Source organism: Sinomonas gamaensis, assembly GCF_005876955.1.
Lineage (GTDB): Bacteria > Actinomycetota > Actinomycetes > Actinomycetales > Micrococcaceae > Sinomonas > Sinomonas gamaensis.
In genome coordinates this window covers 52,824-79,421 of record NZ_SSCL01000011.1, presented here as the reverse complement: position 1 = coordinate 79,421, position 26,598 = coordinate 52,824, and the positions used below count along the sequence as shown (strand labels likewise).

Annotated in this window: 30 protein-coding genes and 1 pseudogene; 17 read left to right on the top strand and 14 right to left on the bottom strand. The window is 68.5% G+C overall.

Annotation, left to right across the window (positions count from 1 at the left end; all coding sequences use genetic code 11):
- Positions 1 to 36: 36 nt before the first annotated feature.
- On the top strand, positions 37 to 576 hold the full coding sequence (locus E5679_RS14695; RefSeq protein WP_138417173.1) for an NUDIX domain-containing protein: 540 nt from the start codon (positions 37 to 39) through the stop codon (positions 574 to 576).
- Positions 573 to 1,448, top strand: coding sequence for a PhzF family phenazine biosynthesis protein (locus E5679_RS14690; RefSeq protein WP_138417171.1), 876 nt, complete (start codon positions 573 to 575; stop codon positions 1,446 to 1,448). Before E5679_RS14695 ends, E5679_RS14690 begins: the two co-directional genes overlap by 4 nt.
- A gap of 9 nt (positions 1,449 to 1,457) precedes the next feature.
- Here the strand turns inward: E5679_RS14690 and E5679_RS14685 are convergent, their stop codons facing one another.
- Positions 1,458 to 2,375, bottom strand: coding sequence for a S1C family serine protease (locus tag E5679_RS14685; protein WP_249336156.1), 918 nt, complete (start codon positions 2,373 to 2,375; stop codon positions 1,458 to 1,460).
- A gap of 124 nt (positions 2,376 to 2,499) precedes the next feature.
- Between E5679_RS14685 and E5679_RS14680 the strand changes: the two genes are divergently transcribed.
- Positions 2,500 to 2,649: a lmo0937 family membrane protein gene (locus E5679_RS14680; protein WP_138417167.1), complete on the top strand. Its 150-nt coding sequence runs from the start codon at positions 2,500 to 2,502 to the stop codon at positions 2,647 to 2,649.
- Between the two features lie 198 nt (positions 2,650 to 2,847).
- Positions 2,848 to 3,069: a DUF5670 family protein gene (locus tag E5679_RS14675; protein WP_138417165.1), complete on the top strand. Its 222-nt coding sequence runs from the start codon at positions 2,848 to 2,850 to the stop codon at positions 3,067 to 3,069.
- A gap of 4 nt (positions 3,070 to 3,073) precedes the next feature.
- Here the strand turns inward: E5679_RS14675 and E5679_RS14670 are convergent, their stop codons facing one another.
- The 4 genes from E5679_RS14670 to E5679_RS14655 are packed head-to-tail and all read right to left on the bottom strand — an operon-like array spanning position 3,074 to position 6,222.
- On the bottom strand, positions 3,074 to 3,886 hold the full coding sequence (locus E5679_RS14670) for an HAD family hydrolase (protein WP_138417163.1): 813 nt from the start codon (positions 3,884 to 3,886) through the stop codon (positions 3,074 to 3,076).
- Complete coding sequence (locus E5679_RS14665) at positions 3,883 to 4,443, bottom strand: YbhB/YbcL family Raf kinase inhibitor-like protein (RefSeq protein ID WP_138417161.1); 561 nt, start codon at positions 4,441 to 4,443, stop codon at positions 3,883 to 3,885. The genes E5679_RS14670 and E5679_RS14665 overlap by 4 nt, the downstream gene beginning before the upstream one ends.
- Before the next feature lie 28 nt (positions 4,444 to 4,471).
- Complete coding sequence (locus E5679_RS14660; RefSeq protein WP_138417159.1) at positions 4,472 to 5,410, bottom strand: carbohydrate kinase family protein; 939 nt, start codon at positions 5,408 to 5,410, stop codon at positions 4,472 to 4,474.
- A gap of 5 nt (positions 5,411 to 5,415) precedes the next feature.
- Positions 5,416 to 6,222: an alpha/beta hydrolase family protein gene (locus E5679_RS14655; protein WP_138417157.1), complete on the bottom strand. Its 807-nt coding sequence runs from the start codon at positions 6,220 to 6,222 to the stop codon at positions 5,416 to 5,418.
- A gap of 56 nt (positions 6,223 to 6,278) precedes the next feature.
- Between E5679_RS14655 and E5679_RS14650 the strand changes: the two genes are divergently transcribed.
- On the top strand, positions 6,279 to 7,382 hold the full coding sequence (locus E5679_RS14650) for a GTP pyrophosphokinase (protein ID WP_138417155.1): 1,104 nt from the start codon (positions 6,279 to 6,281) through the stop codon (positions 7,380 to 7,382).
- Positions 7,383 to 7,651: 269 nt separating this feature from the next.
- Positions 7,652 to 8,588 (top strand): annotated as a pseudogene (locus E5679_RS14645) (bile acid:sodium symporter family protein).
- A 3-nt stretch (positions 8,589 to 8,591) separates the two neighbouring features.
- Here the strand turns inward: E5679_RS14645 and E5679_RS14640 are convergent.
- The 3 genes from E5679_RS14640 to E5679_RS14630 all read right to left on the bottom strand — a co-directional run bounded on the left by E5679_RS14640 (position 8,592) and on the right by E5679_RS14630 (position 9,882).
- Positions 8,592 to 8,993, bottom strand: coding sequence for a hypothetical protein (locus E5679_RS14640; RefSeq protein ID WP_138417312.1), 402 nt, complete (start codon positions 8,991 to 8,993; stop codon positions 8,592 to 8,594).
- A gap of 22 nt (positions 8,994 to 9,015) precedes the next feature.
- A complete protein-coding gene (locus E5679_RS14635; RefSeq protein ID WP_138417153.1) occupies positions 9,016 to 9,387 on the bottom strand; it encodes a J domain-containing protein in 372 nt (123 codons plus the stop codon).
- A 72-nt stretch (positions 9,388 to 9,459) separates the two neighbouring features.
- Positions 9,460 to 9,882, bottom strand: coding sequence for an Hsp20/alpha crystallin family protein (locus E5679_RS14630; RefSeq protein WP_138417151.1), 423 nt, complete (start codon positions 9,880 to 9,882; stop codon positions 9,460 to 9,462).
- A gap of 140 nt (positions 9,883 to 10,022) precedes the next feature.
- Here E5679_RS14630 and E5679_RS14625 point away from each other — a divergent pair, with 140 nt between their 5' ends.
- Both E5679_RS14625 and E5679_RS14620 read left to right on the top strand, forming a co-directional pair.
- Positions 10,023 to 10,322, top strand: coding sequence for a MerR family transcriptional regulator (locus E5679_RS14625; protein ID WP_338055914.1), 300 nt, complete (start codon positions 10,023 to 10,025; stop codon positions 10,320 to 10,322).
- Positions 10,323 to 10,388: 66 nt separating this feature from the next.
- Entirely contained in the window at positions 10,389 to 10,847 is a 459-nt protein-coding gene (locus E5679_RS14620; protein ID WP_138417147.1) for a Dps family protein, read from the top strand.
- 30 nt (positions 10,848 to 10,877) lie between these two features.
- Here the strand turns inward: E5679_RS14620 and E5679_RS14615 are convergent, their stop codons facing one another.
- Positions 10,878 to 11,165 carry a DUF1905 domain-containing protein gene (locus E5679_RS14615; RefSeq protein WP_138417146.1) on the bottom strand — a complete coding sequence of 96 codons (288 nt, stop codon included), beginning with the start codon at positions 11,163 to 11,165 and terminating at the stop codon, positions 10,878 to 10,880.
- 153 nt (positions 11,166 to 11,318) lie between these two features.
- Positions 11,319 to 12,230: a LysR substrate-binding domain-containing protein gene (locus tag E5679_RS14610; protein WP_138417144.1), complete on the bottom strand. Its 912-nt coding sequence runs from the start codon at positions 12,228 to 12,230 to the stop codon at positions 11,319 to 11,321.
- 122 nt (positions 12,231 to 12,352) lie between these two features.
- On the opposite strand from E5679_RS14610, the gene E5679_RS14605 reads away from it, so the two are divergent.
- The 3 genes from E5679_RS14605 (at position 12,353) to E5679_RS14595 (ending at position 17,385) form a co-directional block, all read left to right on the top strand.
- On the top strand, positions 12,353 to 15,907 hold the full coding sequence (locus E5679_RS14605) for a proline dehydrogenase family protein (protein WP_138417142.1): 3,555 nt from the start codon (positions 12,353 to 12,355) through the stop codon (positions 15,905 to 15,907).
- A 110-nt stretch (positions 15,908 to 16,017) separates the two neighbouring features.
- A complete protein-coding gene (locus E5679_RS14600) occupies positions 16,018 to 16,644 on the top strand; it encodes a hypothetical protein (protein WP_138417140.1) in 627 nt (208 codons plus the stop codon).
- Between the two features lie 144 nt (positions 16,645 to 16,788).
- Positions 16,789 to 17,385, top strand: coding sequence for a TetR/AcrR family transcriptional regulator (locus E5679_RS14595; RefSeq protein ID WP_138417138.1), 597 nt, complete (start codon positions 16,789 to 16,791; stop codon positions 17,383 to 17,385).
- Positions 17,386 to 17,431: 46 nt separating this feature from the next.
- Here E5679_RS14595 and E5679_RS14590 read toward each other — a convergent pair whose 3' ends face one another.
- Positions 17,432 to 19,084: a sensor histidine kinase gene (locus E5679_RS14590; RefSeq protein ID WP_171042401.1), complete on the bottom strand. Its 1,653-nt coding sequence runs from the start codon at positions 19,082 to 19,084 to the stop codon at positions 17,432 to 17,434.
- Between the two features lie 75 nt (positions 19,085 to 19,159).
- Here E5679_RS14590 and E5679_RS14585 point away from each other — a divergent pair, with 75 nt between their 5' ends.
- Genes E5679_RS14585 through E5679_RS14570 form a run of 4 tightly spaced genes read left to right on the top strand, consistent with a single transcriptional unit; the run spans position 19,160 to position 22,964 of the window.
- Positions 19,160 to 20,230 (top strand): SpoIIE family protein phosphatase, encoded by a 1,071-nt coding sequence (locus E5679_RS14585; protein WP_249336155.1) that lies wholly within the window; start codon positions 19,160 to 19,162, stop codon positions 20,228 to 20,230.
- A 16-nt stretch (positions 20,231 to 20,246) separates the two neighbouring features.
- A complete protein-coding gene (locus E5679_RS14580) occupies positions 20,247 to 22,211 on the top strand; it encodes a glycosyltransferase (RefSeq protein ID WP_138417132.1) in 1,965 nt (654 codons plus the stop codon).
- Positions 22,208 to 22,540, top strand: coding sequence for an STAS domain-containing protein (locus E5679_RS14575; protein WP_138417130.1), 333 nt, complete (start codon positions 22,208 to 22,210; stop codon positions 22,538 to 22,540). Before E5679_RS14580 ends, E5679_RS14575 begins: the two co-directional genes overlap by 4 nt.
- Positions 22,533 to 22,964 (top strand): ATP-binding protein, encoded by a 432-nt coding sequence (locus E5679_RS14570; protein WP_171042400.1) that lies wholly within the window; start codon positions 22,533 to 22,535, stop codon positions 22,962 to 22,964. Before E5679_RS14575 ends, E5679_RS14570 begins: the two co-directional genes overlap by 8 nt.
- Positions 22,965 to 22,982: 18 nt before the next feature.
- On the opposite strand, the gene E5679_RS14565 is transcribed toward E5679_RS14570, so the two are convergent.
- Positions 22,983 to 23,720 (bottom strand): LysR family transcriptional regulator substrate-binding protein, encoded by a 738-nt coding sequence (locus tag E5679_RS14565; RefSeq protein WP_138417126.1) that lies wholly within the window; start codon positions 23,718 to 23,720, stop codon positions 22,983 to 22,985.
- Positions 23,721 to 23,750: 30 nt separating this feature from the next.
- On the opposite strand from E5679_RS14565, the gene E5679_RS14560 reads away from it, so the two are divergent.
- On the top strand, positions 23,751 to 24,161 hold the full coding sequence (locus E5679_RS14560) for a DUF5997 family protein (protein ID WP_138417124.1): 411 nt from the start codon (positions 23,751 to 23,753) through the stop codon (positions 24,159 to 24,161).
- Between the two features lie 27 nt (positions 24,162 to 24,188).
- On the opposite strand, the gene E5679_RS14555 is transcribed toward E5679_RS14560, so the two are convergent.
- Entirely contained in the window at positions 24,189 to 24,569 is a 381-nt protein-coding gene (locus E5679_RS14555) for a MarR family winged helix-turn-helix transcriptional regulator (protein ID WP_138417122.1), read from the bottom strand.
- A gap of 87 nt (positions 24,570 to 24,656) precedes the next feature.
- Between E5679_RS14555 and E5679_RS14550 the strand changes: the two genes are divergently transcribed.
- Positions 24,657 to 26,150 carry an MFS transporter gene (locus tag E5679_RS14550; RefSeq protein ID WP_138417120.1) on the top strand — a complete coding sequence of 498 codons (1,494 nt, stop codon included), beginning with the start codon at positions 24,657 to 24,659 and terminating at the stop codon, positions 26,148 to 26,150.
- Between the two features lie 57 nt (positions 26,151 to 26,207).
- Here E5679_RS14550 and E5679_RS14545 read toward each other — a convergent pair whose 3' ends face one another.
- Positions 26,208 to 26,582 (bottom strand): VOC family protein, encoded by a 375-nt coding sequence (locus E5679_RS14545; protein ID WP_138417118.1) that lies wholly within the window; start codon positions 26,580 to 26,582, stop codon positions 26,208 to 26,210.
- Between the last annotated feature and the right edge of the window lie 16 nt (positions 26,583 to 26,598).

The following is a 26,598-nucleotide window of genomic DNA, read 5'->3' as shown; positions in this document are numbered from 1 at the left end:
TCACGCGGCCACGGTACCGCGAGTAGGCTCGAAGCTATGGAAAACGTGCGCCCGACGGAGAACCTGCGCCCCACAGATGGTCCGCGACCGGTCGAGCCCCTCAGCCCCGTGAGCCGCGAATACTTCCGCACGCTGCCGCGCCGTCGGGTCGCGGCGGGGCTCGTGATCCGTGACAGCGACGGGTGTGTGCTGGCGGTGAAGCCGAACTACAAGGAGGGCTGGCTCCTGCCCGGCGGGACCGTCGATCCGGGCGAAGCGCCACGCACAGCGGCCCGGCGCGAGGGGCGCGAGGAGCTCGGTCTGGACATCGAGCCGGGCGCGCTGCTCCTCATCGCCCATTCGGCGTTCCCCGACCCGATCGGCGACGGGCTCTCCTTCCTGTACGACGGCGGCAGCCTCCCCGACGGCGCCTCGGTCACCCTCCAGGAGGAGGAGCTGATCGAATGGAAGTTCGTGAGGCCCGAGGAGTTCGAGGACTACTTCGGGTCGCATGGCGCGGTGCACGTGGGGGCGGCATTGACCGGCCTCACGGAGGGTCGGACGCTTGAGCTCGAAGACGGGATCGAGCTTCTGTGACCCGCCGTTTCACCCAGGTCGACGTCTTCACCTCGGAGTTCCTGCGCGGGAACCCCGTGGCCGTGGTCCACGACGCGTCCGGCATCTCCGACGAGGACATGGCCGCCTTCGCCCGCTGGACGAACCTCTCCGAGACCACCTTCCTCCTCCCGCCGACGCAGCCCGATCCGCCGACCCAGCCCAATGCCGACTACCGCCTCCGCATCTTCACGCCAGGCGGAGAATTGCCGTTCGCAGGACACCCGACGCTCGGCTCGGCCCGCGCCTGGCTTGAGGCCGGCGGGGTCCCGGCGGCTGCGGGCGGCAGGCGGATCGTCCAGGAGTGCGGTGTGGGCCTCGTGACGATCCAGGACGACGGCGGCCGCCTCGCCTTCGCGGCCCCGCCCCTTCGCCGGTCCGGGGCCGTGGATCCCGCCGACCTCGCGGCGATCGCGGCCTCGCTGGGGCTGGGAACGGACGATGTCGTCGACGCGGCGTGGGTGGACAACGGCCCGGGTTGGGTGGGACTGCTGCTGCAGGACGCCGAAACGGTCCTACGACTCAAGCCCGACTTCGCTGCCATGGGCGGGTACCAGGTCGGCGTCGTCGGCCCGTACGCGGAGGACTCCGTGGCGGGCCCGGCGTTCGAGGTCCGCGCGTTCTGCCCGGACCTCGCCGTGCCCGAGGACCCGGTGACGGGAAGCCTCAACGCCGGCCTCGCCCAGTGGCTCATCGGCAGCGGGCGAGCGCCGTCGTCGTATGTCGCCCAGCAGGGCACGGCACTTGGGCGACGCGGCCTCGTCCACATCAGCGCCGACGGCGAGGCCGGAGATGGCGAGATCTGGGTCGGCGGCGAGACGGTGGTCGGGATCCGCGGCGAGGTCTCGCTCTAGGAGGAACCCCTAGTCGACGAGCTCCGTCGGCAAGGTGACGACGTCCACCATCGCCTCGCCGCGGAGGACCGTGAGCTCGGTCCTTCGGCCGATCGCGTCCTCGAACATGAGCTTCTGGAGCGACTGGGCGTCAGCAAGCGGGTGGCCGTTGATCGCGATGAGGAGGTCGCCGGGGCGCACCCCGCTTTCCCCCGCCGGGCTCCCCGTCACCACCTCGGCGACCCGCAGCGCCTGCCGTTTCCCCGTCCGGGCCGTCCAGCGGTCGTCGAGCGGCGTTGGGACGGTCACGAGCCCCAGATACGCGCGGCGCACGCGGCCGTCCTCCCGCAGGGAGTGGAGGATCCGCCGCGTGGTGGCATTGATGGGCACGGCGAGGCCCAGTCCGATGCCCGCCACCGCCGTGTTGATCCCGATGACCCGCCCGTGGGAGTCTGCGAGCGCGCCGCCCGAGTTTCCCGGGTTGAGCGCCGCGTCCGTCTGGATGACGTCCTCGATGAGCCGCGAGGCCGTGCGCCCGCGCGCGGGCATGGATCGGCCGAGGGCGCTGACCACGCCTGCCGTCACGCTGCCCTCGAGGCCGAGCGGGCTCCCGACGGCGACCACGAGCGAGCCGACGAGCAGCCGGTCCGCGTCCCCGAACTCGGCCGGGTCCGGAAGGTCAAGCCGGGTCCGCAGCACCGCGAGATCCGAGAGGGGGTCGCGGCCGATGACCGCGAAGGGACCGCTCGTGCCGTCCGCGAAGGCGACCTGGCCCCGGTCCACTCGCCCCACCACGTGGGCATTGGTCACCAGATGGCCTTCGGCGCTGAGGACGACGGCGGATCCCGCGCCTCGGTCTGTATGGACCGAGGCGACACGCGGAGTGAGCCGCCGCGCGACGTCAGTGACGACCTGTGAATAGGCGTCCAGTGGCTCCTGCTCGCTCACGCAAAAGCCAACGCGCAGGAAGGCTGCACCGATTCCCATGATCGCGGCAGGCGAACGGAAACGTTTGAGCCGGTCAGCGGCGGGTACCGATCCAGCACGAGTCCACTGACGTAAGGAGGCAGTTGTGCTGCTGTGGATCGCTGTTATTCTGTTCGTCCTCTGGCTGCTGGGATTCATTGCCCTGCCCAGCTTGGGCGGAATCGTGCACATCCTGATCGTGCTGGCGGTTATCGCCCTGATCGTTCATTTTGTGCGCGGACGGAGGGCCGTCTAGCAGGAGCACTTGACGCCCCCGCGAAATAAGCTCTCGCCGAGGCATCCCGCCCCTTTCATCCCCCTAGGGGCGGGACGTCTCGGCGAGTTGCTGTCCGGGGTCTCTTGGCGTTCGGGCTCTTGAAGATCGCGCGCCTTCAGGCATCAAATTGCCCGTAAGGAAACTTGTTGGCTTTCTAAGAAGTCTTGGAGGTTCGTCATGCTGATGCTCTGGACCGCGATCATCCTCTTTGTCCTCTGGATTCTCGGCTTCATCGGCAAGGTGGGCGACGGGGTCCACATGCTGCTGCTCCTCGCGATCGGCTTCTTCATCGCGTGGGTCATGCACCGCGTGGAGATCACTCGGATCGACGAGGCGGAGCATCGCATCGCCGAACACGAAGCGGTCGCGGAGGCGGAACGGCGCCCCCAGCTCAGGTAGCCTTTCAGCCCGCCGCCGGAAGCGCGGCGAGCTTGCGCTCGAGAACCTGTGCTACGCCGTCGTCCTCGATGCCGGGCGCGTGCAGCTCAGTCGCGGCGAGGGCGCGAGGGTGGCCGGACGACATCGCGTAACCCTCCCCCGCCCAGGTGAGCATCTCGACGTCGTTCGGCATGTCCCCGAAGGCGACGACGTCCTCCGGCGCCACCCCGAGCGCGTGGGCATACTCGGCGAGCGTCACCGCCTTGTTGACGCCGAGCGGGCCCATCTCGAGCATCGTGAGATCGATCGCCGAGTGCGTGACCGAGACCAAATGCCCCACGTGAGGCGCCACGGCGCGGAAGTAGTCCTCCGCCGTCATGCCCTCGATCTTGGCCATGAACTTCACCACCTCGTCGCCCACCACGAGGTCCTCGAGCTCGCCGTGCCGCACCTCGCCCAGAAGATGGCGGTGCCGCGGCTCTGCGAAGCGCGTCTCCATGACGAATTCCTCCGCGGTCTCCGCGGCGAAGGCGGTCTTCGGGAACAGCCCCCGCACGATGTCGCGGACCTCGAGCATGACCCGGCGCGGAATGCCCTGCGAGGACACGACGGCCATCCGCTCGAGATCGTAGACAAGCGCACCGTTGGAGCAGATGACGGTGCCGGTGTGCCGCAGCTGCTCGCTCAGCGGGGTCAGCCAGCGCGCCGGCCGCCCCGTGACGAAGACGACGGCGATGCCAGCTGCCTCGCACGCCTGCAGGGCACGGATGGTCCGTTCGGAGATGCGCCCGTCGCGGTTCAGGATCGTCCCGTCGATGTCGCTTGCGACGAGCCTCACTGGACTTCGAAGTAGCCGGTCAGCTGTGCCCGGCCGAGCGTGTGGAAGAACAGCTGGAAGCCCATGAGGGCCGGCGGCGTGTCGGGGCCGATGTCGAGGCGCTCCACGTCGACCGCGTGCACCGTGACGATGTAGCGGTGCGGGCCGTGGCCCTTCGGTGGCGCGGCGCCCACGAAACCGGTGTAGCCGGCGTCGTTCCTCAGCTCGACCGCGCCCTCCGGAAGGCTAGCGTCGGAATCGGACGGGCCCATGCCGTCGACGCTCCCGCCCGCGCCCTCGGGCAGTTCGTCGACGGTCGCGGGGAGGTTGCCGACCGCCCAGTGCCAGAAGCCGCTGCCAGTCGGGGCATCCGGGTCCAGGATCGTGACGCAGTAGCTCTTGGTTCCCGCGGGGGCGTCAGACCAGCTCAGCTGGGGCGAGAGGTCCTTGCCTCCGGGCACTTGGAAATAGGCGCTCACCTGGTTGGCCGCGAGCGTGCCGCCGTCCTCGATGTCCGCGGAGGTGAGGGTGAACGACTCGACCTGCGGCAGGTCGTCGTACGGGTTGTGCTTCGCCATGAATTCTCCTTACCCAGAGCATCCGCTGCTACCGCGGAAGGTTGTCCCTCAGTTCGGCGCGGCTCGGCGGGTTGGCCCCCGGCCGGGAGACCGTGACGGCGGCCGCACGGGCGGCGAAGTCCAGGAGCCGCCGGAGCTCGTCGCGGTCCAGGCGGCGGAGCTCTCCGCGCCGCTGCGCGCCGTCGAGCTCGCGGTCCACGACTCCGCTGAGCAGGGCCGCCATGAAGGAGTCTCCCGCACCCACGGTGTCCGCGACCCGGACCTTCGCCGCGGGGACTTCGACCTCGCCCGCGGCGCAGATTCCCCAAGGGCCGTCCGCGCCGCGCGTTACCACCACGATGGCGGGCTCCTCCGGCGCCCCGAGCGACTTCCAGCGGCGCGCCGACTCGAGCGGGTCTACGCCGGGGTAGAGCCATGCGAGGTCCTCGTCCGAGGCCTTGACCACGTCGGCAAGCGCCACGAAGCGCTCGACGAGCGGGCGCACGGCCTCGCGGTCCGTGGTGATGGTGGGGCGGCAGTTGGGGTCGAAGCCGATGGTCGCCCGCGGCCGCGCGCGTTCGACGGCCGAGAGCACCTGGGCGGCGCCCGGTTCGAGGACCGTGGCGATCGAGCCGGTGTGCAGGAGGGTCGTGGCCCCGAGGAGGGTCGAGAGGCTGTCACGCAGGTCGGGGAGGTGCCAGTCGAGGTCGAATGTGTAGCTCGCCGCGCCCTTGTGGTCGAGCTCGGCGGCCGCGACGGACGTCGGCGTCCCATCCGGTGGAAGGGGCACGAGAACGCCCGCTGACTTGAGATGCTGGGTCAGGAGGCGGCCGTTGGGGTCGTCGCCGTAGCGGCCGATGAACTGCACCGGGTGGTCGAGCCGGGCGAGCCCGATGGCGACGTTGAGCGGGCTGCCTCCCGGGTGCGCATCCGTGCCGGTCGGCTTGTGGACGACGTCGATGAGGCCCTCGCCGATGACAGTCAGCATGGGGCCTACGGTAGCAGTCTGCCGAGGAGGGCGCGGCAGGTTTCGTACGCCTCGGTGCCCGGCGTGATGAGGGCGAAATGGTCCCCGGACGTCTCGTGGAGCTCAGCCGGATCGCCCGCCGCCTGAGCCGCGGACACATAGGCTTCTGAGAGCTCGAAGGGAACGGCCTCGTCGTCTCGCGAGTGCACGGCCAGCACCGGCACGCCCGTGGGGAGGCGGCGCATCGGGTCGGCGAGCGCGTATTCCTCCGCGAGCTCGGACTCGGGTCCGCCCATGAGGTTCGCTGCAGCGTCGTCGCTCAGCTTGAGGCGGTGGGCGGCGGAGAGATCGAGAACCCCCGCCTGACTGACGACGCCGACGAGTGGGACCGCGGGCTTCTCGCCTCCGGTGCGGGCCGCCTGGGCGGCGCGCCCTGCTGCCCACACTGCCAGGTGACCGCCGGCCGAGTGCCCCAGCGCGGCGACTCGCTCCCGGTCCACTCCCCTGCTGCCCAGGTTCGCGAGGTGGTCGACGCCCATCGCGACGTCCCGGAAGGTTGCCGGCCAGCCGCCTGCCGATCTGTCACTCTGTCCCCGCCACCCAACCGTGCTGCCCGCCCTGCGGTATTCCAAATTCCACACGGCGTAACCGCGCTCGGCGAGATCCAGTGCGACGGGCAGCCCGAGCTCCGCCGTCCACTTGTCGCGCCAGTAGCCGCCGTGGATGACGACGACGGTTCTTGCCGGTGCGCTAGGCCCCGCACCGGCGGGGAGGAACAGCTCGCCCCACTGGTCTCGATGGGGTCCGTAGGGGATGCGCTCTCGAGTCACCACGCGCTCCACCCTACGGCGGCGCCTCCCATGTCGGATGCGATTGCTACCGTGATGGCATGGCCAGCAACTACGACCGGCTGGATGCCGGGCAGCGCGCGATCGTCGACTCCGCAGTCGAGACGTATGCCCGCGTCCGACCGGCCCTCAAGGATGTCACGAATGACGTCCTGCACACCCTGCGCCGCATGTTCAAGGACGCCGGCGAGATCGATCCCCTCTTCATCACCGGCCGCACCAAGACGGTGGAATCGTTCAAGGAGAAGATCTCGCGCCTGGACCGGCCTGCCGAACCCGGCGGCCAGCCCACGCTCAAGTTTCCCGACCCGTTCCGGATCCTCAATGACATGGTGGGCGTCCGCGTGATCACGCGGCTGCCGCGCGAGAACGCCATGGCGGCGAATCTCATCAAGCGTCAACGGGACATCTTCGACTGCCGCGGCGACCGCGAGAAGGCCATCGGCTCGATCGAGTCTGGCACCTACGGCTATTCGAGCCGGCACCTCATTCTGAGGACGCTGCAGAACGACGCGGTGAAGGCGTATCAAGGTGTCTTCAACCCGGAGCTCCCCGCGAACGGGAGCTACTTCTTCGAGTGCCAGATCCGCACGATCTTCGCGCACGCCTGGAGCGAGATCGAGCATGACATCCGCTTCAAGAGCAGCGACCCTCGCGCGTGGAGCCCCCAGTTCGACCGGCAGTTCACGGCCACTGCGGCGATGCTCGAGGTCGTGGAGAAGGAGTTCGCCGAGCTCCACGAGCGCTACGAGAAGGTGCGCAGCTTCTGGGACGAGAACGGCGAAGGGGCCAAGCCGCTCACACCGGACCGCGTTCGGGATATCTGGCAGACCCTCCTCCCGCACGTGGACCGGAAGGTCGACGACGATTGGGGCTGGGCTGCCGAGCTCGTCGCCGCGCACGGCCTCACCGAGACGTGGCAGCTCGTGGAGATCCTCGACGCCGAGCGGATCACCGAGGTCCGCAAGGCCCTCGACCATCGCTACTCCCCCGGGCCCGACCGCCTGCTCGACGACCTCCTGCTCTGGCGCTACGGCCGCGAGCACATCGAACTGACGGCTGAAGCCGCCGACGCCCCCGTCCACCCTCGACGCGACAGCCTCCAGCGCAGGCTGAAGCAGATCGAGCGGTACCGGCTGACCTGATGGAAGGTGTCCCCGCGGGGGCGCGCTGGCTGAATTCCCCAGCATTACTGCCGAGTTCCCCAGCATTCCCCCGATCCTCGCGAGGCCGATCGAGCTCCGCCGCGAGAATCCGGGGCAGCCGGCGGGAACTGAAGATCAAAGCTGGGGAGATCGGCGGTAAAAGCGGGGAAGTCGGCCGAGGTATCCGGCAGGAGAATTGGCCGGCGTTCGTTGCCTAATGCAACGATAGGCAGGTGAACCCTGCGAGAACCTCTGAGAACAGCCACGCCCTGACGGCCTCGGCCGCCGACCGCGACGCGAAGATCGCAGTGACGGTCTTCCCGGTGCTGGTCATCGTTGCGGGCCTCATCGGCTTCATTGCCCCTGATGGGGTCAAGCCGGCGGCCCCCGCGGTGCCTTACCTCCTCGGCATCATCATGTTCTGCATGGGCCTCACGCTCACTCCGCCCGACTTCGCCTCAGTCGCGAAGCGACCCTGGGCGGTGGCACTGGGCCTCGTGGCGCACTACGTCATCATGCCCGCTGCAGGCTGGGTGATCGCCATGGCCCTTGCACCTCCCGCCCGAGCTCGCGGTCGGCGTCATTCTCGTGGGCTGCGCACCCTCGGGCACGGCGTCCAACGTCATGGCCTACCTCGCGAAGGGGGACGTTGCCCTGTCCGTGGCCGTTGCCACTGTCTCGACGCTCGTCGCCCCGCTCGTGACGCCCGCACTCACGCTGCTCCTCGCGGGTTCGTTCCTCAACGTGGATGCCAGCGGAATGGTGCTGGACATCGTCAAGACCGTCCTCATCCCGGTGATCCTGGGCCTCGTGGTTCGGCTGTTCCTCGCCAAGGCGGTCGCAAAGGTGCTCCCGGCGCTCCCATGGATTTCGGCGGTCGTCATCGCAGCAATCGTCGCGATCGTGGTCGCTGGCTCGGCCGCCAAGCTCGCCGCCGCTGGAGGCATTGTGCTGCTGGCCGTCGTCCTCCACAACGGTTTCGGGCTGGGGCTGGGATATCTGGCAGGGAAGCTCGGGCGCCTGGACCGGCGGGCCCGCCGCGCGCTCGCGTTCGAGGTGGGCATGCAGAATTCGGGCCTCGCGGCGACTCTCGCGGCAGCTCATTTCAGCCCGCTTGCAGCCCTGCCCTCGGCCGTCTTCTCGGTCTGGCACAACATTTCGGGGGCCGTCGTCGCCGCGTGGCTCGCCCGGCGCTCGGCCTCCTGAAAGCTAGCCGCGGTCCGAGCCGTAGATGAACTCCTCCGCGTGGGCAACCGCCTTCTTGAAGGAGTCGTTCCGGAGGGCGACCGCGCGCTCGGTCGCCTCGACTCCACTGGCCGCCGCCTCCATGTAGCTCGTGAGCCCAGGCGGTCGAAGGACCCAGATCCCCCCGTGCGGCGGCAGGTAGAACACGGCGAACGAGCGCGCCGCCGGGTCGTCCTCCCAGACAGGGACGACGGCGACGGCGGCACCCGTGTCCACATTGATCCACTGCGCCCTCGGGCGCGGCTGCTCCTCCTCGTACACGCTCGGATCGAGGAACGGCGCAGTCCCCTCGCCCCACCTCTCCTCGAATCTCTCGTGGAAGATGGGGAACAGGGTGTTGTCATACCGGCGCCAGCCGCTGCGCAGCGGGGTCACAGCTCATCCTCCTTCAGGGGAACCAGCGAAAGAAGATCCGAAAGATCTCCGAGTCGTTGAGGTCGAAGACTGTATCGAAGACGGAGTTGAACGATCTGCGACTGGCCAGGATCGGCCAGCGCGGGGACGGAAGCTCGGACCAGAGCGGAAGGACTGCCTCCGCTTCCCGCAGCGCCCGGTCATAGGCCGCACGTCGGCCCGGATGCCCGAGGACCGAGTAGGCCTCGATGACCTCGCGCACCTGCTCCGCGTCGGCGGATGCCGGATCCCCCTCGGCGGAGTCGGGATGAAGCTCCCGCACCAGCCGGCGGTACGCCCGCCGGATGTCCTCCTGGCTCGCTGTCCGGCTGACGCCAAGCACTCCGTAAAAGTCCGCAGAAGGCATCGCACTGCACCTCCACGCGGTCGGCGGCGTCCCGGCAGGGCCCAGCTGCGACCCTGCCGGAACACTGGAGACTCAGGCCGCGATCTCCTTGCTGTCCTTCTTCGACGAGACGGCAATCTTGCGAGGCTTGGCCTGCTCGGCGATCGGGATGCGAAGGACCAAGACGCCATCCTCGTAATTGGCACTGACATTCTGGGTGTCGAGCGAGTCGCCCAAGATGAGCTCGCGGCCGAACGTGCCAGCCGCCCTCTCGGCAGCGACAACCTCAGCCCCGTCCGGCCGGTGCGACTGCCTCTCAGCACGTACCGTGAGGACGTTGCGTTCGACGTCGACGTCGATGGACTCCGGATCGACTCCCGGCAGATCGAACTCGACCACGAACTCGCCGTCCGCGCGCCACGCTTCCATGGGCATCGCGGTGGGCCGCAGGGTATTGCCGAAGACCTGCTCGGTCAGGCGGTCAAGTTCGCGGAAGGGATCGGTTCGCATCAGCATCGTTGCCACCTCCAAAAGGTTCGATTCAATACGAAGTACTTGCGTCTCATCGACTACCAAATCTCTCTGATGAGACGTAGATATAATAGATCACCACAGGTAGATCAATGCAAGAGGGAATCAGAGTGAGAGGAGTGGGCGTGGCCCGATCGAGGGATTCATCGGATGGCGTCTACGCCATCTCAGTCGCGGCAGAACTCTCCGGCCTCGGCCTGTCCAGCCTTCGGCTCTACGAGCGCAAGGGACTCATCAACCCAGCCCGCACCGAGGGCGGCACCCGGCGCTACAGCGAGGACGACATGGAGCGCCTTCATCGCATCAGCGAACTGGTCGAGGCTGGCCTGAACATCGAGGGCGTCCGGCTCGTGCTCGCGCTGGAGGCCGAGAACGAGCACCTTCGCGCCCAGCTGGCCAAGCTGCGGGAGGTTCCGGGCCGCTGAGGACCCGTTTGCGTCCCCCGCCGACGGGTAGCGACCCGAAGACAACGAGCGAAAGGGGACTCACCCATGAAGGCATCCGAAGAGCTTGCCCACGGACTGCAGGCCATCCTCGTGGACCTCATCGAGCTCTCGCTGCAGGGCAAGCAGGCGCATTGGAACATCGTCGGACCGAACTTCCGCGACCTTCACCTCCAGCTGGACGAAGTGGTGGCAGCAGCCCGACTCCACGCCGACGAGGTCGCTGAGCGCCTGCGCGCTCTGCACACCGTCGCCGACGGCCGTTCAGCGACGGTCGCGAAGACCACAAGCCTCCAAGAGGCGGGCGAGGGCCTCATCACCACGAGCGACGCAATCGATCGGATCGTGGCCGCCCTCGAGGGCACCTGCACCACCGTGCGGGGCGTCTACGAAGCGGTCGAAAAGGACGATGCCGCCACAACGGACATCCTCAATCAGATCCTTCTCCAGCTTGAGAAACTCGCGTGGATGGTCTCTGCCGAGAAGGCGAAGACGAGCACTCCCTAGTACCAGGGCCCCGGCACGCCGGGGCCCTTCTCATGCGAGCCGTTCCTCCAGCCGGACCGTCACCGAGTCCCCGGCCTCCTTGCCGAGGACCTCTCGGAGCTCGGCTTTGACGGGGAGCTTATGGGTCCCATCGCCCAGCGCCATGAAGGAACTCTGGAAGGGGTGGCCGTCGATGGTCCCGCGCACCTTCACCAGGCCTCTCGTCCCGAAGAACTCGACAGATTCGGGCCACACCACGTATGTCCAGCCGCCCTTGCTGGGGCTCAGCTGGAGCACGGCGGTAAATTCACTGTCCACGGGGCCGGCTTTGGCCGTCATCGTGCACCTCCTGCCTCTCTGGCTGTCTCCAGTGTCAGCCCATGCTGCGCTCCAACCCAGTTCTGAGCGCCCAAGACCGTGTCTCGAGGCAACACGCCGGGGTTCAGACCGATTGGCGATGTTCAACCGGACAGGAGCGCAGCGGTGGGTCGGCTACGACGGCAAGAGGGACCGGGCAGCTTCCTCGAGGACCGCCCGGACGGCGAGCATCACGGGGTGCGCGGCCCCGGAGGAACGAATCGAGGTGAAGACCGTGCGGTGCGGGGCGCCGGGCAGGTCCACCAGTCGGGCCGAAGCCGTCCTCCCCACCCAGACGAGGTCCGGTAGGAGGGCGACGGCGTTGCCCGACTCGACGAGCGCCACGTGCGCCTGGAGGTCCGCCGTCTCATACCGCACGTCGGGCTCGAACCCGGCGGAACGGCACGCCTGCTCTGCCCAATGCCGCGAGGCAGCGCCATGCGGCTCCATGACCCAGGGCAATGCCGCTGCGTCCGCGAGCCGCCGCACGTCGTCGAACTCCTCGACGGCCCCTTCCGGGGGAACAGCCAGGCGGATGGCGTCGCTCGTGAGCGGCTCCCGGTCGAGGCCCGCGTAATGCGGCGCGGCGTGATGCGGGTACTGCTCGGCGACCACCACGTCGAAGTCGCGGGCCCACGTCTCGTGGAGCGCGGTCTCGGGCTCGTGCTGGACCATCTCAACGCGGAGGTGGGGATGCCGCTCGCGCAGGGTGCGGAGCGCGACGGGCATCAGGGCAAGGGCCGCGGTCTGGAAGACGGCGAGGCGGACGGTGCCCCGAACCTCGCTCTGGCTGGCTGCGAGCGCGGATTCCGTCCGCTCGAGGGCGTCGAGGAGCTCGCTCGTGTGCTCCACGAGCACGAGGGCTTCCGGAGTGAGGATCACCCGCCGCCCGGATTTCCGGAGGAGCTCCGCGCCGACTTCCTTCTCCAGCAGCGCGAGTTGCTGCGAGACCGAGGAGGGGCTGTAGGCGAGGGCATCGGCCACCTCCGCGAGCGTGCCTCGGATGCTGAGCTCGCGAAGGAGCCTCAGCCTGCGGATCTCCAGCATCGCGGCCTCCCATCGTTCGGCTTTTCCCACGATTATGCGTCGAAAAACGTCACTTCTGCTTCTGTAATCCTCGGCACATACTGGCAGAAGACTGCACCACCGACCGGACAGGACCCCGCACAATGACGACGACGAGCCCCAGCGCGAGCCCCGATGAGGCCGCCAGCAGCGTTCGACCCCAGGATCTCGCCGACGAGGCCATCAACCAGGTACGCCGTTGGCTCGATGCCGCCGCGAAGATCCCAGTGGACCCGGCCGCCGCGCAGCTCGCGGCCGTCCTCAAGGACCCGCACGGACTCGAGTTCACAGTGGGCTTCGTGGACGGAGTCGTGCGCCCTGAGGACCACGCCGTCGCGGCACGCAAGCTCCGCGAGCTCGCCCCCATGGCCCCAGCGTTCCTCCCCTGGCCGTTGCGGCAGGCGGTCCAGCTCGGGGGGACGCTTGCCCCGTTGGCTCCGGGCGTCGTCGTGCCTCTCGCGCGGCGCGTCCTGCGGGAGATGGTGAGCCACCTCATCATCGACGCGTCGGATGCCCGGCTGGGACCGGCGATCGCGAAGATCCGGAAGCCGGGCATCCGCCTCAACATGAACCTCCTCGGCGAGGCGATCCTCGGGAAGAACGAGGCCGAGCGCCGGCTTGAGGGAACCAAGCGCCTGCTGGCCCGCGACGACGTGGACTACGTGTCGATCAAGGTCTCCGCCACCGTTGCCCCGCACAACCACTGGGCCTTCGACGAGGCGGTCGCGGACATCGTGGAGTCGCTCACACCGCTGTACCGGCTCGCAGCCGAACGGGGGAAGTTCATCAACCTCGACATGGAGGAGTACAAGGACCTCGGCCTCACGATGGAGGTCTTCACTCGACTGCTCGAGCGCGAGGAGTTCCGCCAGCTCGAGGCGGGAATCGTGCTCCAGGCCTACCTCCCGGACTGCCTCGGCGCGATGATGCACCTTCAGGAGTGGGCGGCGAACCGGGTGGCCGGCGGCGGTGCGCCCGTCAAGGTCCGCGTGGTCAAGGGCGCGAACCTCCCGATGGAGCACGTGGACGCCGAGATCCATGGGTGGCCCGTGGCGACGTGGGGGTCCAAGCGCGAGTCCGATACCTCGTATCTCGCTGTTCTCGACTACGCGCTCCACCCGGACCGGCTCGCCAACGTCCGGATTGGCGTCGCGGGCCACAACCTCTTCGACATCGCGCTCGCGTGGCTCCTTGCCAAGGCCCGCGGGGTCGACGTGGCCGGTACGCGGCTCGTCGAGTTCGAGATGCTCCTTGGCATGGCCTCGGCGCAGGCCCAAGCGGTCCTGGCCGACGTGAAACACCTCCTGCTGTACACGCCGGTGGTCCATCCCGACGAGTTCGACGTGGCCATCGCCTACCTCATCCGCCGGCTCGAGGAGGGCGCGAGCCAGGACAACTTCATGAGCGCGGTCTTCGAGCTCGGCGCGAACGACGTGCTGTTCGAGCGCGAGAAGAAGCGCTTCCTCGCCTCCGTGGATGCGCTCGACCGACCGCCGTTCGCCGGAGGCCAGATCCCTGAGCCGAACCGGCGCCAGGACCGGCGCGCCGAACATCGCGGGCTGGGCGAGGCAGCGTACGACGGCGCAGCCTCCTCAGGCGGCTCCCTCGCCTTCACGAATACGCCCGACACCGACCCGGACCTTCCCGGGAATCGCGAGTGGGGCCGCGGGATCCTTGCCCGCGCCGAGCGCTCCCAACTCGGGAACGGCACGGTACAGCGCAACACCATCGGAAGCCCCGGTGAGCTCGACGCCGTCGTCGAGGCCGCCGTCGTCGCCGGTCGTTCGTGGGCGGGCCTCTCCGGGGCGGAGCGCGCGGAGGTGCTCGATCAGGCGGGCCGTTCGCTCGAACGGCATCGGGCGAACCTCCTCGAAGTCATGGCGAGCGAATGCGGGAAGACGCTAGATCAAGGCGACCCGGAAGTGTCCGAAGCGATCGACTTCGCGCACTATTACGGGAGCCTGGCCCGCGAGCTCGACGCGATCGACGGCGCTGGGTTCATCCCGAGCCGGCTCACGGTCGTGACTCCTCCCTGGAACTTCCCGGTGGCCATCCCCGCCGGATCAACGCTCGCGGCCCTCGCTGCGGGCTCGCCGGTGATCATCAAGCCGGCCAAGCAGGCCCGGCGCTCGGGCGCGGTCATGGTCGAGGCGATCTGGGAGGCGCTCGACGCCGCGGGCATCTCTCGCGATCTGCTGCAATACGTCCAGCTCGAAGACCGCACGCTTGGCAAGCAGCTGGTGGCCCACCCCGACGTCGAGCGCGTGATCCTCACGGGCGGCTACGAGACGGCGGAGCTGTTCCGGTCGTTCCGGAGCGACCTTCCGCTGCTCGCGGAGACGTCGGGCAAGAACGCGATCATCGTCACGCCGAGCGCGGACCTGGACCTTGCCGCGCGGGACGTTGCGCAGTCGGCGTTCGGGCATGCGGGGCAGAAGTGCTCGGCCGCGTCGCTCGTGGTGCTCGTCGGCTCGGTTGCGCATTCGAAGCGGTTCCGGAACCAGCTCGTGGATGCCGTCCAGTCGATGCACGTGGGGTATCCATGGGACCCGCGGAGCCAAATGGGACCCGTCATCGAACCCCCGGGGGACAAGCTCCGCCGAGGACTGACACAGCTGGGCGACGGCGAGCACTGGGTCCTCGAGCCGCGGCAGCTCGACGAGTCCGGCAAGCTGTGGAGCCCGGGGATCCGGGCCGGTGTGCAGCCGGGCTCGGAATACCACCGAGTGGAGTACTTCGGCCCGATCCTCGGCGTCATGACCGCCGCGACCCTCGAGGAGGCCGTGGCGCTCGTGAACGAGGTCGACTACGGGCTCACGTCGGGGCTGCATTCGCTCGACCGCGGCGAGATCGAATACTGGGCCGACCATGTCGAAGCCGGGAACCTGTATGTGAACCGGGGCATCACCGGGGCGATCGTGCGCCGGCAGCCATTCGGGGGCTGGAAGAAGTCCGCCGTGGGCGCCGGCGCGAAGGCCGGTGGACCGAACTACCTCGTGGGCCTCGGCTCGTGGACGGACTGGCCCATGGAGCAGACCCTCAGCCGTCCCATCGAGGGGGCTCCGGCGGAGCTCCTCGCCGCGGTGCGCGGCGGGCTCCACACAGACGACGCCGACTGGCTCGAGGCCGCGCTCCGCTCGGACGCGGAGGCCTGGGCCAACGAGTTCGGCGTCGCGAAAGACGTGAGCGGACTCGCCTGCGAGCGCAATCTGTTCCGATACCGGCCCGTGCCGGTCATCATCCGGTTCGAGGGGCAGACGTCGGAGCACGGCGTCGCCGAGCTCCTCCGGGTGGCCGCCGCGGGCCTGCTGGCGGGCTCCGAGCTTCTGGTGAGCACCGCCGTCGCCCTTCCCGGCGACGCTGGTGCGGTCCTGCAGAGGCACGGCGCCACCGTGGTGGTGGAGGACGACGCCGGCTGGCTGGGCCGCGCCGGCCGGATCCGTTCGGGGCGCATCCGGCTCATTTCCAGCCCGGTCGCGCCGGCCAGCACGCAGCTGTCCTTGGCTCTGGGTGGGACGCCGGACGTCGCGGTGTATCGGCACCCCGTCGTGGGCGCGGGGCGGGTGGAGCTGCTGCCGTTCCTGCGGGAGCAGGCGGTGTCGCTTACTTCGCATCGCTTTGGGAACCCGAATCCGGTGATGGAGGGACTGACACTCTGAGATCAGGACTTTTTTGGTTCGTGACCTAGCGGTGACAAGATTTGTCATGCACGATGGAGAGGCAATCTCACATCAGCTAGGGGGACAACCGACACCCGGAGGTTACAACCATGTCCTGGCTCACACGCACTGCCTCAAGCAAGCTCGCGATCGGAGCGTTGGCGGCTGGCGCGCTCGTCGTGGGCGGAACGGGGGCGGCGGCGTTCGCCGTGCAAGGCGCCGTTCCCACCGCCGACCCTACGGCGACCGGCTCGCCCACCGCTTCACCCACCGACACCGCGACGGCGTCTCCGACTGAAACTTCGGAGCCCACCGAAACGTCCTCGCCAACTCAGACCTCTGAGCCGACAGAGACCTCTGAGCCGACGAGCACGGCGTCACCGACGGAATCTACGGAACCCACGGAGACCGCGTCGCCGACTCCGACCGAATCATCGGAACCCTCGGAGACGGCGGAGGGCCCGGACGCCACGGGCCCAGCGGCTTTCGGCCTCTGCAACGCCTTCGCCCACGGCGGCATCCCGACGTGGACGGCGCCGTACCGGGCGCTTGCGGCAGCGGCGGGCAACCCGGCCAACATCCCGGCCTACTGCGGAACGGTGACTCCGGGCCAGTCCGCCGGGCATTCGGACGAGGGGCGTGACGACTCGACAGCGCCGGAGTCGCTCCGCCCGTCGCCGCATCCGGTCCAACACGGCCAGAGCGGTTCGAACGGCCACGGTCGAGGCAACCACTGATTTGACTGTTCATTGAGAGGGGCCCGGGATTGGCGTCAAGCCAGCCCGGGCCCCTCGCTCGTGCCTGAAGCACGTTCTGATGAAAGAGCCCTACCGTGTCCATTTCGGGATTTTCCCTCTCGGTTTTCGGGGTAACGAGGCGGCATGGACCACGCGACGATCGGCTCCCGAAAACGCGTCGGCGCACGTCAGCGCATCCTCGACACATCGTTCGAGCTCTTCGCCCAGCGTGGGATCCGGGACGTCGGGGTGGACGAGCTCATCACCCGCTCAGGCGTGGCGAAGGCCACGTTCTACAAGCATTTCCACACGAAGGACGAGCTGGCCCTCGCCTACCTGCAGCGCTGGTACGAAGAGCGGAGCGCGGCGATCAACGAGGCGGTCCGGCGCCACGGGGAGAGTGACATTCCGGTTCTCCTGGTGGTCTTCGACGTCTTCGACGAATGGTTCCAGCAGGGCGTGGCCGAGGTCAGCTCCTTCCTCCACGTGATGATGGAGATGGGTCCGGACCATCCGCTGGGGAAGGCGAGCATCGACTACCTTGCGCGCACGCGGGACCAGCTCGCGGACCTGGCGCGCGCCTCGGGGCTGAACGAGCCGGAGGACTTCGCCTGGTCCTGCCACATCCTCCTCAAAGGCTCGATCGTCGCAGCAGCCGAGGGCGATCCCCGCGCGGCAGAGCGCGCCCGGCATATGGCCGCGCTCCTCATCGAGGACCGCCGTCGTCGGCAGAACGGCTGAGGCGACCGGGCCCTCTATACGGCGAGCGGGCTGAGCCGGCCCGACTCTATTCGGCGAGCGGGATGCGCAGCGTGAAGACGCTCCCGACACCCAGCTCGCTAGCGACCTCGAGTCGCCCTCCGTGCTGTTCGGCCACCTCCCGAGCGAGGGCCAGGCCGAGCCCGGTCCCGGGAATGCCAGCGCGGCGCGCGGCGTCCGTGCGCTGGAACCGGCTGAAGATCCGCCCCAGATCCTCCGGCGCGATGCCGAGCCCCTGGTCCTCGATTCGGCACACCGCAGTTCTCCCCTCGCGCTCCGCCGTCATGAGCACCGAGGTGCCCGCCTCGGAATACTTGAGCGCGTTGGAGACGAGGTTGTCGAGAATTCTCACGAGACCCGTCCGGTCGCCGAGAACGGGGAGGTCGCGGTCGGCCACGACGCGCAGCTCGATGCCGCGGCCCTCGGCCTCCGGAACAGCCGAGGCGGCAGCTTGTCTCAGAAGGCGTGCAAGGTCGAGCCGGGTGCGCTGGGTTTCAACGGAGCTCCCCTCGACGGAGGCGGCGAGAATGTCGTCGACCATCTTGCGCAGGTGCCGCGCGTTGCGGCTCATGACCTGAAGGTCAGCGCGGGCGGCCGGGCCGAGGGACGTATCGTCCTGAAGGAGTTCGGCATAGCCAAGGAGGCTCGTGAGCGGGGTCCGGAACTCGTGGGACATCGCGGAGAGGAAGCTGTCCCGCGCGCGGACCGCCCCAATCACCTCGGTCACGTCTGAGCACGCCAGGACCATCCCTCCGCGCTCCCCAGCGGCATCCAGGAACTCCCGCGCCGACACCGAGACCATGCGCGCGTCGGCCCCTCGGCCCAGCCGATACACCTCGTGGCTGATGGGGTCTCCTGCAAGGGCCCGTGCCACCGGCCGCTGCTCCAAGGGAAGGAGCTCGTCGCTGCCGTCGCGGTACACGAGGAGCTCGGAATCGTCGGCGCCCGATGCCTCCTCGGGGAGACCGGCAAGGAAGAGCTGCCGCTGCTTCGCGTTCATGAACACGTCCTTGCCGTCCGAGTCCACCACCAGCACTCCCACGTCGACGGTGTCGAGGATCGTGTCGAGCAGGCGTTCACGGGTCTTGCTCTGTGCGAGCAGCTCCTCGACCTTCCGCTGCTGGGCCATGCCGCTGACCGTGAGCACCGACATGGCGATGGCGACGGCGAGGAGCATGAACGGGACCACGATCTCGGCCACCAGATTGTGGGGTGCCGTGGAACCAACGGCGAGGAGCGGGGTCCACACCATCAGAAGCGATCCGAGGGCGCTGACGGCGACGGTCAGGCGCGGGCGGTACCCGGAGCCGGCAAGCCACATCACGGGGAACACGGCGAGCAGGCCGAGCCCCGAGAGCACCCCCTCGATCCCCGACCGAAGGAGGGCGAGTGGGATGAAGTCCACCAACGGGACCAGGAGAATCGACCAGCCCGGCAGGCGGTTCCACGGCACCAGCAGGCACAGGCCCAGGATGACGAGCGCGGCAGCCTGCCCTGCGACGAATCCCGGGCGTTCCATGGCGGGGCGATCGCTGAAGAAGACGACGACGGCGACGAGCAGCAGAGTCACGTTGAGCGGAAGCTGGCCGATCAGCACCTTCCTCCGCGCGTCCAGCCGGTGGAAGCGATTCTGGGCATGGAGCACTGCGTCGAGGACTTTCTCCACGTCGCCTCCCGTCACCTACGTGATATTCAACAGACAAGTCTGTGACATCGCCGGTCAGAAATGATTCAGTTAGCCATAGAAGGGAGTTCCATGTCAGGTCGCGCACTCATCATCGAGGACAATCCCGATATCCGACGTCTCCTCGAGGCAACGCTCACCCGTCAAGGGTTCGAGGCGACGAGCGCAGGCGCAGGATATCCTGCTTTGGAAACTGCACGGCGTATTACGCCTGACCTCATCACCCTCGACCTCGGCCTCCCCGACCTCGACGGCCTCGAGGTCTGCCGCACGCTCCGCCTCTTCAGCAACGCCTATATCCTCGTGGTCACGGCGCGCGCCGCCGAGGCGGACCGCCTCGAAGCCCTTGAGCGCGGGGCCGACGACGTTCTCGCGAAGCCCTTCAGCCCGCGCGAGCTCCAGGCGCGCGTCGAGGCCCTCTTCCGGAGGCCGCGGGCTGCCTCGCTCCCGGAGAGCGAGCTGCAGACCGCGGCGCGGGTCCAGCAAGGCCTCCTCCCAGAGCATGCCCCCAACGTTCCCGGGTACGACGTCGCCGGCGCGTGCCACCCGTCCCGCAGCGTGGGCGGTGACTTCTTCGATTGGGAGTCGGACGGTTCGTCCCTGGCCTTCACCCTCGCCGATGCCATGGGCAAGGGCATGGGCGCGGCCCTCGTCGCCGCCACAGCACGGGCGGTCCTCCGGCCGGGCCGCCTCGAGCAGGGCCCGGGCGCCCTCGTGGGCACGGCGGCGCGTGCCCTCGAGCCGGACCTCCTCCGGCTCGGATCCTTCGTCACGCTCCTGCACACGCGCCTCGACGCCTCAACCGGCGACTTCACGTATGTGGACGCCGGACACGGTCTCGGCCTGCTCATCCACCCGGACGGGATGTGGGAGCGCCTCACCACCTCGGGGCCGCCGATCGGCCTTCTCCAGGGCGCGGAATGGACGGCCCACGACAGCCGCCTCGAGCCCGGCGGTGCACTCGTGGCCCTGAGCGACGGCCTCCTCGAGGCCTTCCCGCGCGTCGACACCGCCCTGAACGCGGCAGCGGCTGCGGTGCTCGAAGCGCCGGACGCCGACGCGGCGGTCCGTGCCATCATCGGCCTCGACACCACGAGCCAGGACGATACGACCGCAATCGTCGTCCGCCGTGCTGAGTCGTGAGGGAATTCGGTACCCCGTGACCCGCCTGATCATCAGAATCCTCGCCGCCCTCTCGGTCATCGCCGGATTGAATTACGTCGTCTGGAGATGGACGGCGTCGCTCAATTGGGACGCCTGGTGGATTGCCATACCGCTCGTGCTCGCGGAGACCTATTCATTCATCGACGTCACGCTGTTTTCCCTGACGGTTTGGCGGATGTCGCAGCGTGAGGACCCGCCGCAGGCGCCGCCGGGGCTGAACGTCGATGTCTTCATCACCACCTACAACGAGGAGCCGGAGCTCGTCCTCGCCACCGCACGGGCGGCCCTCGCCATCCACTACCCCCACCGCACCTGGGTGCTCGACGACGGCGCCCGCCCCGAGATGCGAGAGGCCGTCGAGCGCCTGGGGGCAGGCTACCTGTCCCGAGGCGCTGAATGGGTGGACAAACCGCGCCACGCAAAGGCGGGCAACCTCAACAACGCGCTGCACGAGACGACGGGCGAGTTCATCCTCATCCTCGACGCCGACCAGGTGCCGTACCCCGAAATCCTCGACCGCACCCTCGGCTACTTCAATGACCGAAAGGTCGCGTTCGTCCAGACTCCCCAGTACTTCGGCAACGTCCCGGACGACGATCCCCTCGGGAGTCAGGCCCCGTTGTTCTACGGCCCGATCCAGCAGGGCAAGGATGGCTGGAATGCGGCCTTCTTCTGCGGTTCGAACGCCGTCCTCCGGCGCGAGGCACTGATGCAGCTCGGGCTGACGAACTATGTGGCGGACACGGAGGCGCGGGTGCGGCGCGCCCTCGCCGTCGGCCAGCGGGTGGTGCGACGGGCACGACGCCGACCCGAGGCCCGCGATCCCAAGGTCGCCTCGCTGCTCAGCCACGTCGAGTCCGCCATCGGCGAGGGCTCGCGCCGTCTCGTCGCCGGGGATTCGATCGGCGATGCGACCTACCGCGTGCAGGCGAACGTGGACGCGGCAGTCCGCACGCTCGTGGCCGAGGATCTCGCGGGAGTGTCCATCGACGTGGCCGCGCTCCGCGAAGAGCTCGGCATGGACAGCCCGTTCGACGAGGCGACAGAGGAGCTCGACGAGGCGGTGGAGCGCCTCGCGGCCCGCGATCTGTCGCCGCTCGGCGCGCTTGAGTCGGTCCGGGCCGTTCTGGACGCGCTGAGCGTCGAACGCCTGCATGAGGCACAGCCCATCATGCCCCTCTCCACGATCTCCGTCACGGAGGACATGTCGACCTCAATGAGGCTGCACGCCTCGGGCTGGCGGAGCATCTACCACCACGAGATCCTCGCGGTGGGCCTCGCCCCCGAGGATCTTCCGTCCATGCTGACCCAGCGCACCAGATGGGCTCAGGGCACGGTGCAGGTCATGCTGCGGGAGAGTCCGCTGACGATGCGCGGCCTCTCATGGGGGCAGCGCCTCATGTACTTCAACACCATGTGGAGCTATCTTTCGGGCTTCGCGGCGGTCGTGTACTTCGCCGGCCCACTCGCCTACCTCCTCGCTGGGGTGCTTCCCGTCAACGCCATCAGCGTGGACTTCTTCGCCCGGTTCTTCCCGTTCATGGTGGTCAACCAGCTCATGTTCTGGGTCGCGGCCCAGGGGGCGAAGACGTGGCGTGGGCAGCAGTACAACCTCGCGCTGTTCCCCACGTGGATCAAGGCGTGCACCACCGCGGCGGCCAACGTCTGGTTCGGGCGGCCGCTCGGCTTCGCGGTGACCCCGAAGGCGCGGCAGGAGGGCGGGCGTCCGCTGCGCCTGCTGTGGCCACAGGCGATAGTCGCCGCGCTCCTGGTGATTGCGTGCGTTGCGGGTATTGTCCGCTGGGTGCTCGGCCTCAATCAGGGTCTGGGCACGCTCGTCAATATTGCGTGGACAGTTTTCGACTTTGCGCTGCTGAGCGTTTTGATCGGTGCCGCCAAATACCGCGGCTACGATCCTGCGAGGGAATCGGCCTTCCAGACGACCAAGGAGAAGAAATGAGATTCGCCGTCGAGGAGCGGGACGGGTACACGGAGGTGTCGGCCCAAGGCCGACTCAATATGGTGGGTGCACCCCTGCTCAAGGCCACCGTCGCCGATGCGATCGAGTCCGGTCACCGGCTCCTCGTGCTGAACCTCGGCGACACGGAGTTCATGGACTCGTCCGGACTGGGCGCGCTCGTGGGGTGCCTCAAGGCCGCGCGCCAGGCGGGTGGCGACCTCCGGATCGCCAACGTCGGAGAACAGGTGGAGATGGTCCTCAAGCTCACGAGCATGGATCGGATCCTGACCCCGTACCGCCACGTCGAGGATGCGTACAAGGATGCCTAAGCCGCTGGCAGAGGGGCACGTCCGAGGACGCGCCACGGTCATGATCGTCGACGACGTCCAGGACGAGCTCGGACGGGTCTGGCAGACCGCCGAAGTGATCTCCCCCGACGACCGGCTTCCCTTCGAGCTCGCCGTCGTCGAAGTGGTCACGAACGCGGTGAAGCACGCGAAGTCGCCGTCCGGCGACCACGTCGAACTGGATCTCGAGCTCGAGGTGCGTCGCGACCTTCTCCTCGCGCGGCTCTTCGAGCTCGGCGCCCAGCCCGTGAACCTTCCCGAGAACGCGGGCAGCATGCCGGATCCAGACTCGGAGGCGGGCCGCGGACTCGCCTTGGCCCGCCAGCTCCTGACGACGATCACGTGCGAGCGGCGCGACGGAGCCAACGTCTGGACCCTGACCCGCAAACCCAGCGAGGACAGCTAAGGCGAACGAGGGCGGCGTCTAACGAGGACGACGGCGCCCGGCACCAGGGCGACGGCCCTTCCCTGGGCTCGCGGCCGCCTGGCGCGGGGCGGCTTTCTTGGGGGTGGCCTTCTTGGGGGCCTCTTTCCGGGCGGCCTCCTTCTGGGCCGCCGACCGCTCGGACCTCCGCTGTTTCGCGGCCTCCCGCTGGTCGCGCTGAACCGAGGCCTGGCGGGAGCTCGTCGCGGAACGTCCGCGCACCACGCCGATGAATTCCTGAATGGCCTCGCTCTCGTTCTCGCGCAGCCAGGCGACTCCGACCCCATATTCAGGCACCCCCGTCACCGGCCGGTAGCGGAGCTCCTTGCGGTTGAAGTGGCGGACCACGCTCATGGGGAGGATTGCAAGGCCCGCCCCGCCTTCGACGAGGTCCAAGCGCTCGGAGGCGCCGCCGTCGTACTCGAAGAGCTCCTCCTCGATCTCGGCGAGGGGCACCTCGTCGAAAGCCTGGATCTCGTGGCCTTTCGGGGCCACGACCACCGGCAGCTCCTCATAGAGCGGGATGACGTGAAGGCCGTCGCGGTCCACGGGAAGGCGCACGAACGCGATGTCCGCGCGGCCGTCGCGGAGCACGGCGACCTGTTCGCCGTCGTCGACCATCTGCGAGGCGAGCGGCGCCTCAGGGAACCGTTCCTCCCAGCGGTGGAACCACTTCCCCGGCGAGACGCCGGTGACGAACGCGACCCGCAGGGCCGGGGGTGTGGGCTCGGAATCCATTCGTCAACCGTAGCCCAGTACCCTAGATCCATGACCTCCCGCAAGCCCCAGTCCATGAAGCCGGCCACTGCCGCGAAGAAGCTGGGCATCTACCTGCCCGCCGCCCCGCCGGAGTTCCAGGAGGGCGAAGTGTCGAGGGAGCAGCTGGACGAGCTCCAGTCGAATCCTCCGGAGTGGCTCGCAGAGCTGCGCCGGAACGGGCCGCACCCGCGCCCGGTCGTCGCGCAGAAGCTCAACGTGACGATCAGCGGGCTCGCGCGGGCTGGGGTCACCGAGGCGCTGACGACGCAGGAGATCAGCGACCTGCTTCAGAATCGTCCGCAGTGGCTCGTCGACGAGAGGGCGAACATGGCCGCCGTCCGCGACGAGCAGAAGCGCATCAGGGACGCGGCCGCCGAGAAGGCGACCAAGACCAAGGGCCAGTCCCGCCACTTCCACTGACGTGCGGGCCCGCGGGCCTTTGTCCGGCTAGCTCTGGAGATTCGCCGCCAGAAGCTCGCGGTGCGTCACGGCTGCCTCTTCGTGGAGCTTCGCTCCGGCATCCGTGAGTTCGACGAACAGCGAACGGCGGTCCTCCGCGCAGGCCGCGCGGCGCACGTAGCCGCCCTTCTCGAGACGGTCGACGATCTTCGAGAGGGCGCTCTGCGTCATCGGCGAATCTGCCGTGAGGTCCTTCATGCGGCACTTCTCGCTCGTGTGCTCCGCGAGCAGGTCCAGGGTTTCGAATTCGTTCAGTCCGATGCCGTGCCGGGCCGAGAGCTCGCGGTCCAAGGCGTTCGACGTCTTCAGGTACGCACTCTGGATCGCTCGCCACTGTTCGACCAGCCGCGGCTCCGCCTCCGTTGACATGCCCACGAGTATACCGCGACAAGGAATCTATTTCCGCATCATTCTTTTCCTTGTCATCCAATGATGTGTCATGTACTGTCCTTGTCCATGGCGCAAGACCTGACTTCTCTGACCGACTTGGCCGCCCCGAAGACCTCCTCCATCCCGGTCGCCCCTTCAGCAACCAGCTCCAAGCCGTGGAGCCGCGGCCAGTGGCTCCTCCTCGTGACCCTGTGCGTCGTGCTCGCGCTCGACGGGCTCGACGTATCGATGGTCGGCGTCGCGCTCCCCTCCATCGGGCGCGAACTCGGCCTCGACACGGGCGCCCTGCAGTGGATTGTCTCCGGGTACGTGCTCGGCTACGGGTCCCTCCTGATGCTCGGTGGGCGCATGGCCGACCTCCTCGGGCGCCGTCGGATCTTCCTCGCGGCCCTCACCGTATTCGCCGCCGCCTCGCTCTTGGGCGGCCTGGTGAGCGACCCATCCCTGCTCATTGCCACACGCTTCATCAAAGGCCTGGCAGCAGCCTTCACCGCGCCCACCGGCTTCTCGATCATCACCACGAACTTCGCCGAAGGCCGCGAGCGCAACCGCGCGATCTCGATCTATACGACGTTCGGCGCGAGCGGCTTCTCGCTCGGACTCGTGGTCGGCGGCCTCATGACGGCCCTCAGCTGGCGCTGGACCTTCCTCTTCTCCGTGCCGATCGCCGTGGTCGCCGTGCTTCTGGGCCTCCGCTTCATCCCCCGGGACAAGCCGGCGGGCGACGGCGGCCACGACGTCTGGGGCGCCGTCACCCTTTCGGCCGGCATGCTTGGGCTCGTCTTCACGCTCGTTTCGGCACCCGACGCCGGCTGGGGTTCCGCGCGAACGATCGGCGGCTTCGCGGTGTCTGCGCTCGTCCTCGCCGCGTTCGCCTGGATCGAGACGCGCGTCAGGCACCCGCTCATCCGCTTCGGCATCCTGCGTGAGGGGTGGGTCGCCCGGGCGAACCTCTCCGCCGTCGCCCTCTTCGGCTCCTACCTGAGCTTCCAGTTCATCGTGACGCTGTACCTGCAGTCAGTTCTCGGCTGGGCACCGCTCTCGATGGCCCTCGCCCTGCTTCCCGCGGGCCTGATGGTGGCGGGCAGCGCCCCGTTCGCAAGCCGACTCATCGACCGCTTCGGCGCGACGCGGCTGGTCGTCGCAGGCCTGCTCTCGCTCTCGGTCGGCTACCTGCTGTTCCTCCGCATCGGCACGCAACCGGTGTATGCGGCGGACATCCTCCCGTCCGTGCTGCTGCTTGGCGTCGGCTTCGCGCTCGGCTTCCCGTCCATCAACGTGCAGGCGACCGCCGGCATCCACAACGATGAACAGGGCCTCGCCGCCGGCCTCATCCAGACCAGCACGCAGGTTGGCGCGGCCCTGGTCCTCGCGGTAACGACGGCGCTCGTCGGCTCGGGTGGCCACGGCAGCTCCGGAGGGCCCGCCTCGGCGGCAGCGATGCTGGACGTCTTCCGCCCTGGCCTCGCCTTGAGCACGGCGGTGGCGATCGTCGGTCTGCTCGTCGCAGTCGCGCCCCGCTGGTGGCAGGTCCGAGAGCGCCGGCGCGCCAGGATCTGAGCACGCATTTGGGTGAGAGGTGGCCGCGCGTTGGGGGACGCGCGGCCATCTCTCGCTTCAGTCCTGGTGGAGCTGGATCAGGTTCCCGCACGTGTCGTCGAAGATCGCCGTGACGCCAGCCGGCCCCTCCGAGGGCTCCCCGCGGAAGGCGACGCCCGCCGTCGTCAACCGCTCGTACTCGCCGCGGACGTCAGGGGACCCGAACACGATCGCGGGCAGGCCCTGCTCGTAGACACCGGTCCGGTACGCCTCGGCAACCGGGTTGTCGCTCGGTTCGAGCAGCAGCCCGAGGCCCGGAGTGCCGTCCGAGGAGACGATGAAGAGATTCGCCTCAGGGACGGCCATGAGGGTCTCGAAGCCGAGGGTCTCGGTGTAGAAGCGATGGGCCGCGGCGGGGTCGGTCACATGGATGCTGCACATCTTGACTCGCATGCCGCCCAGCCTAGGA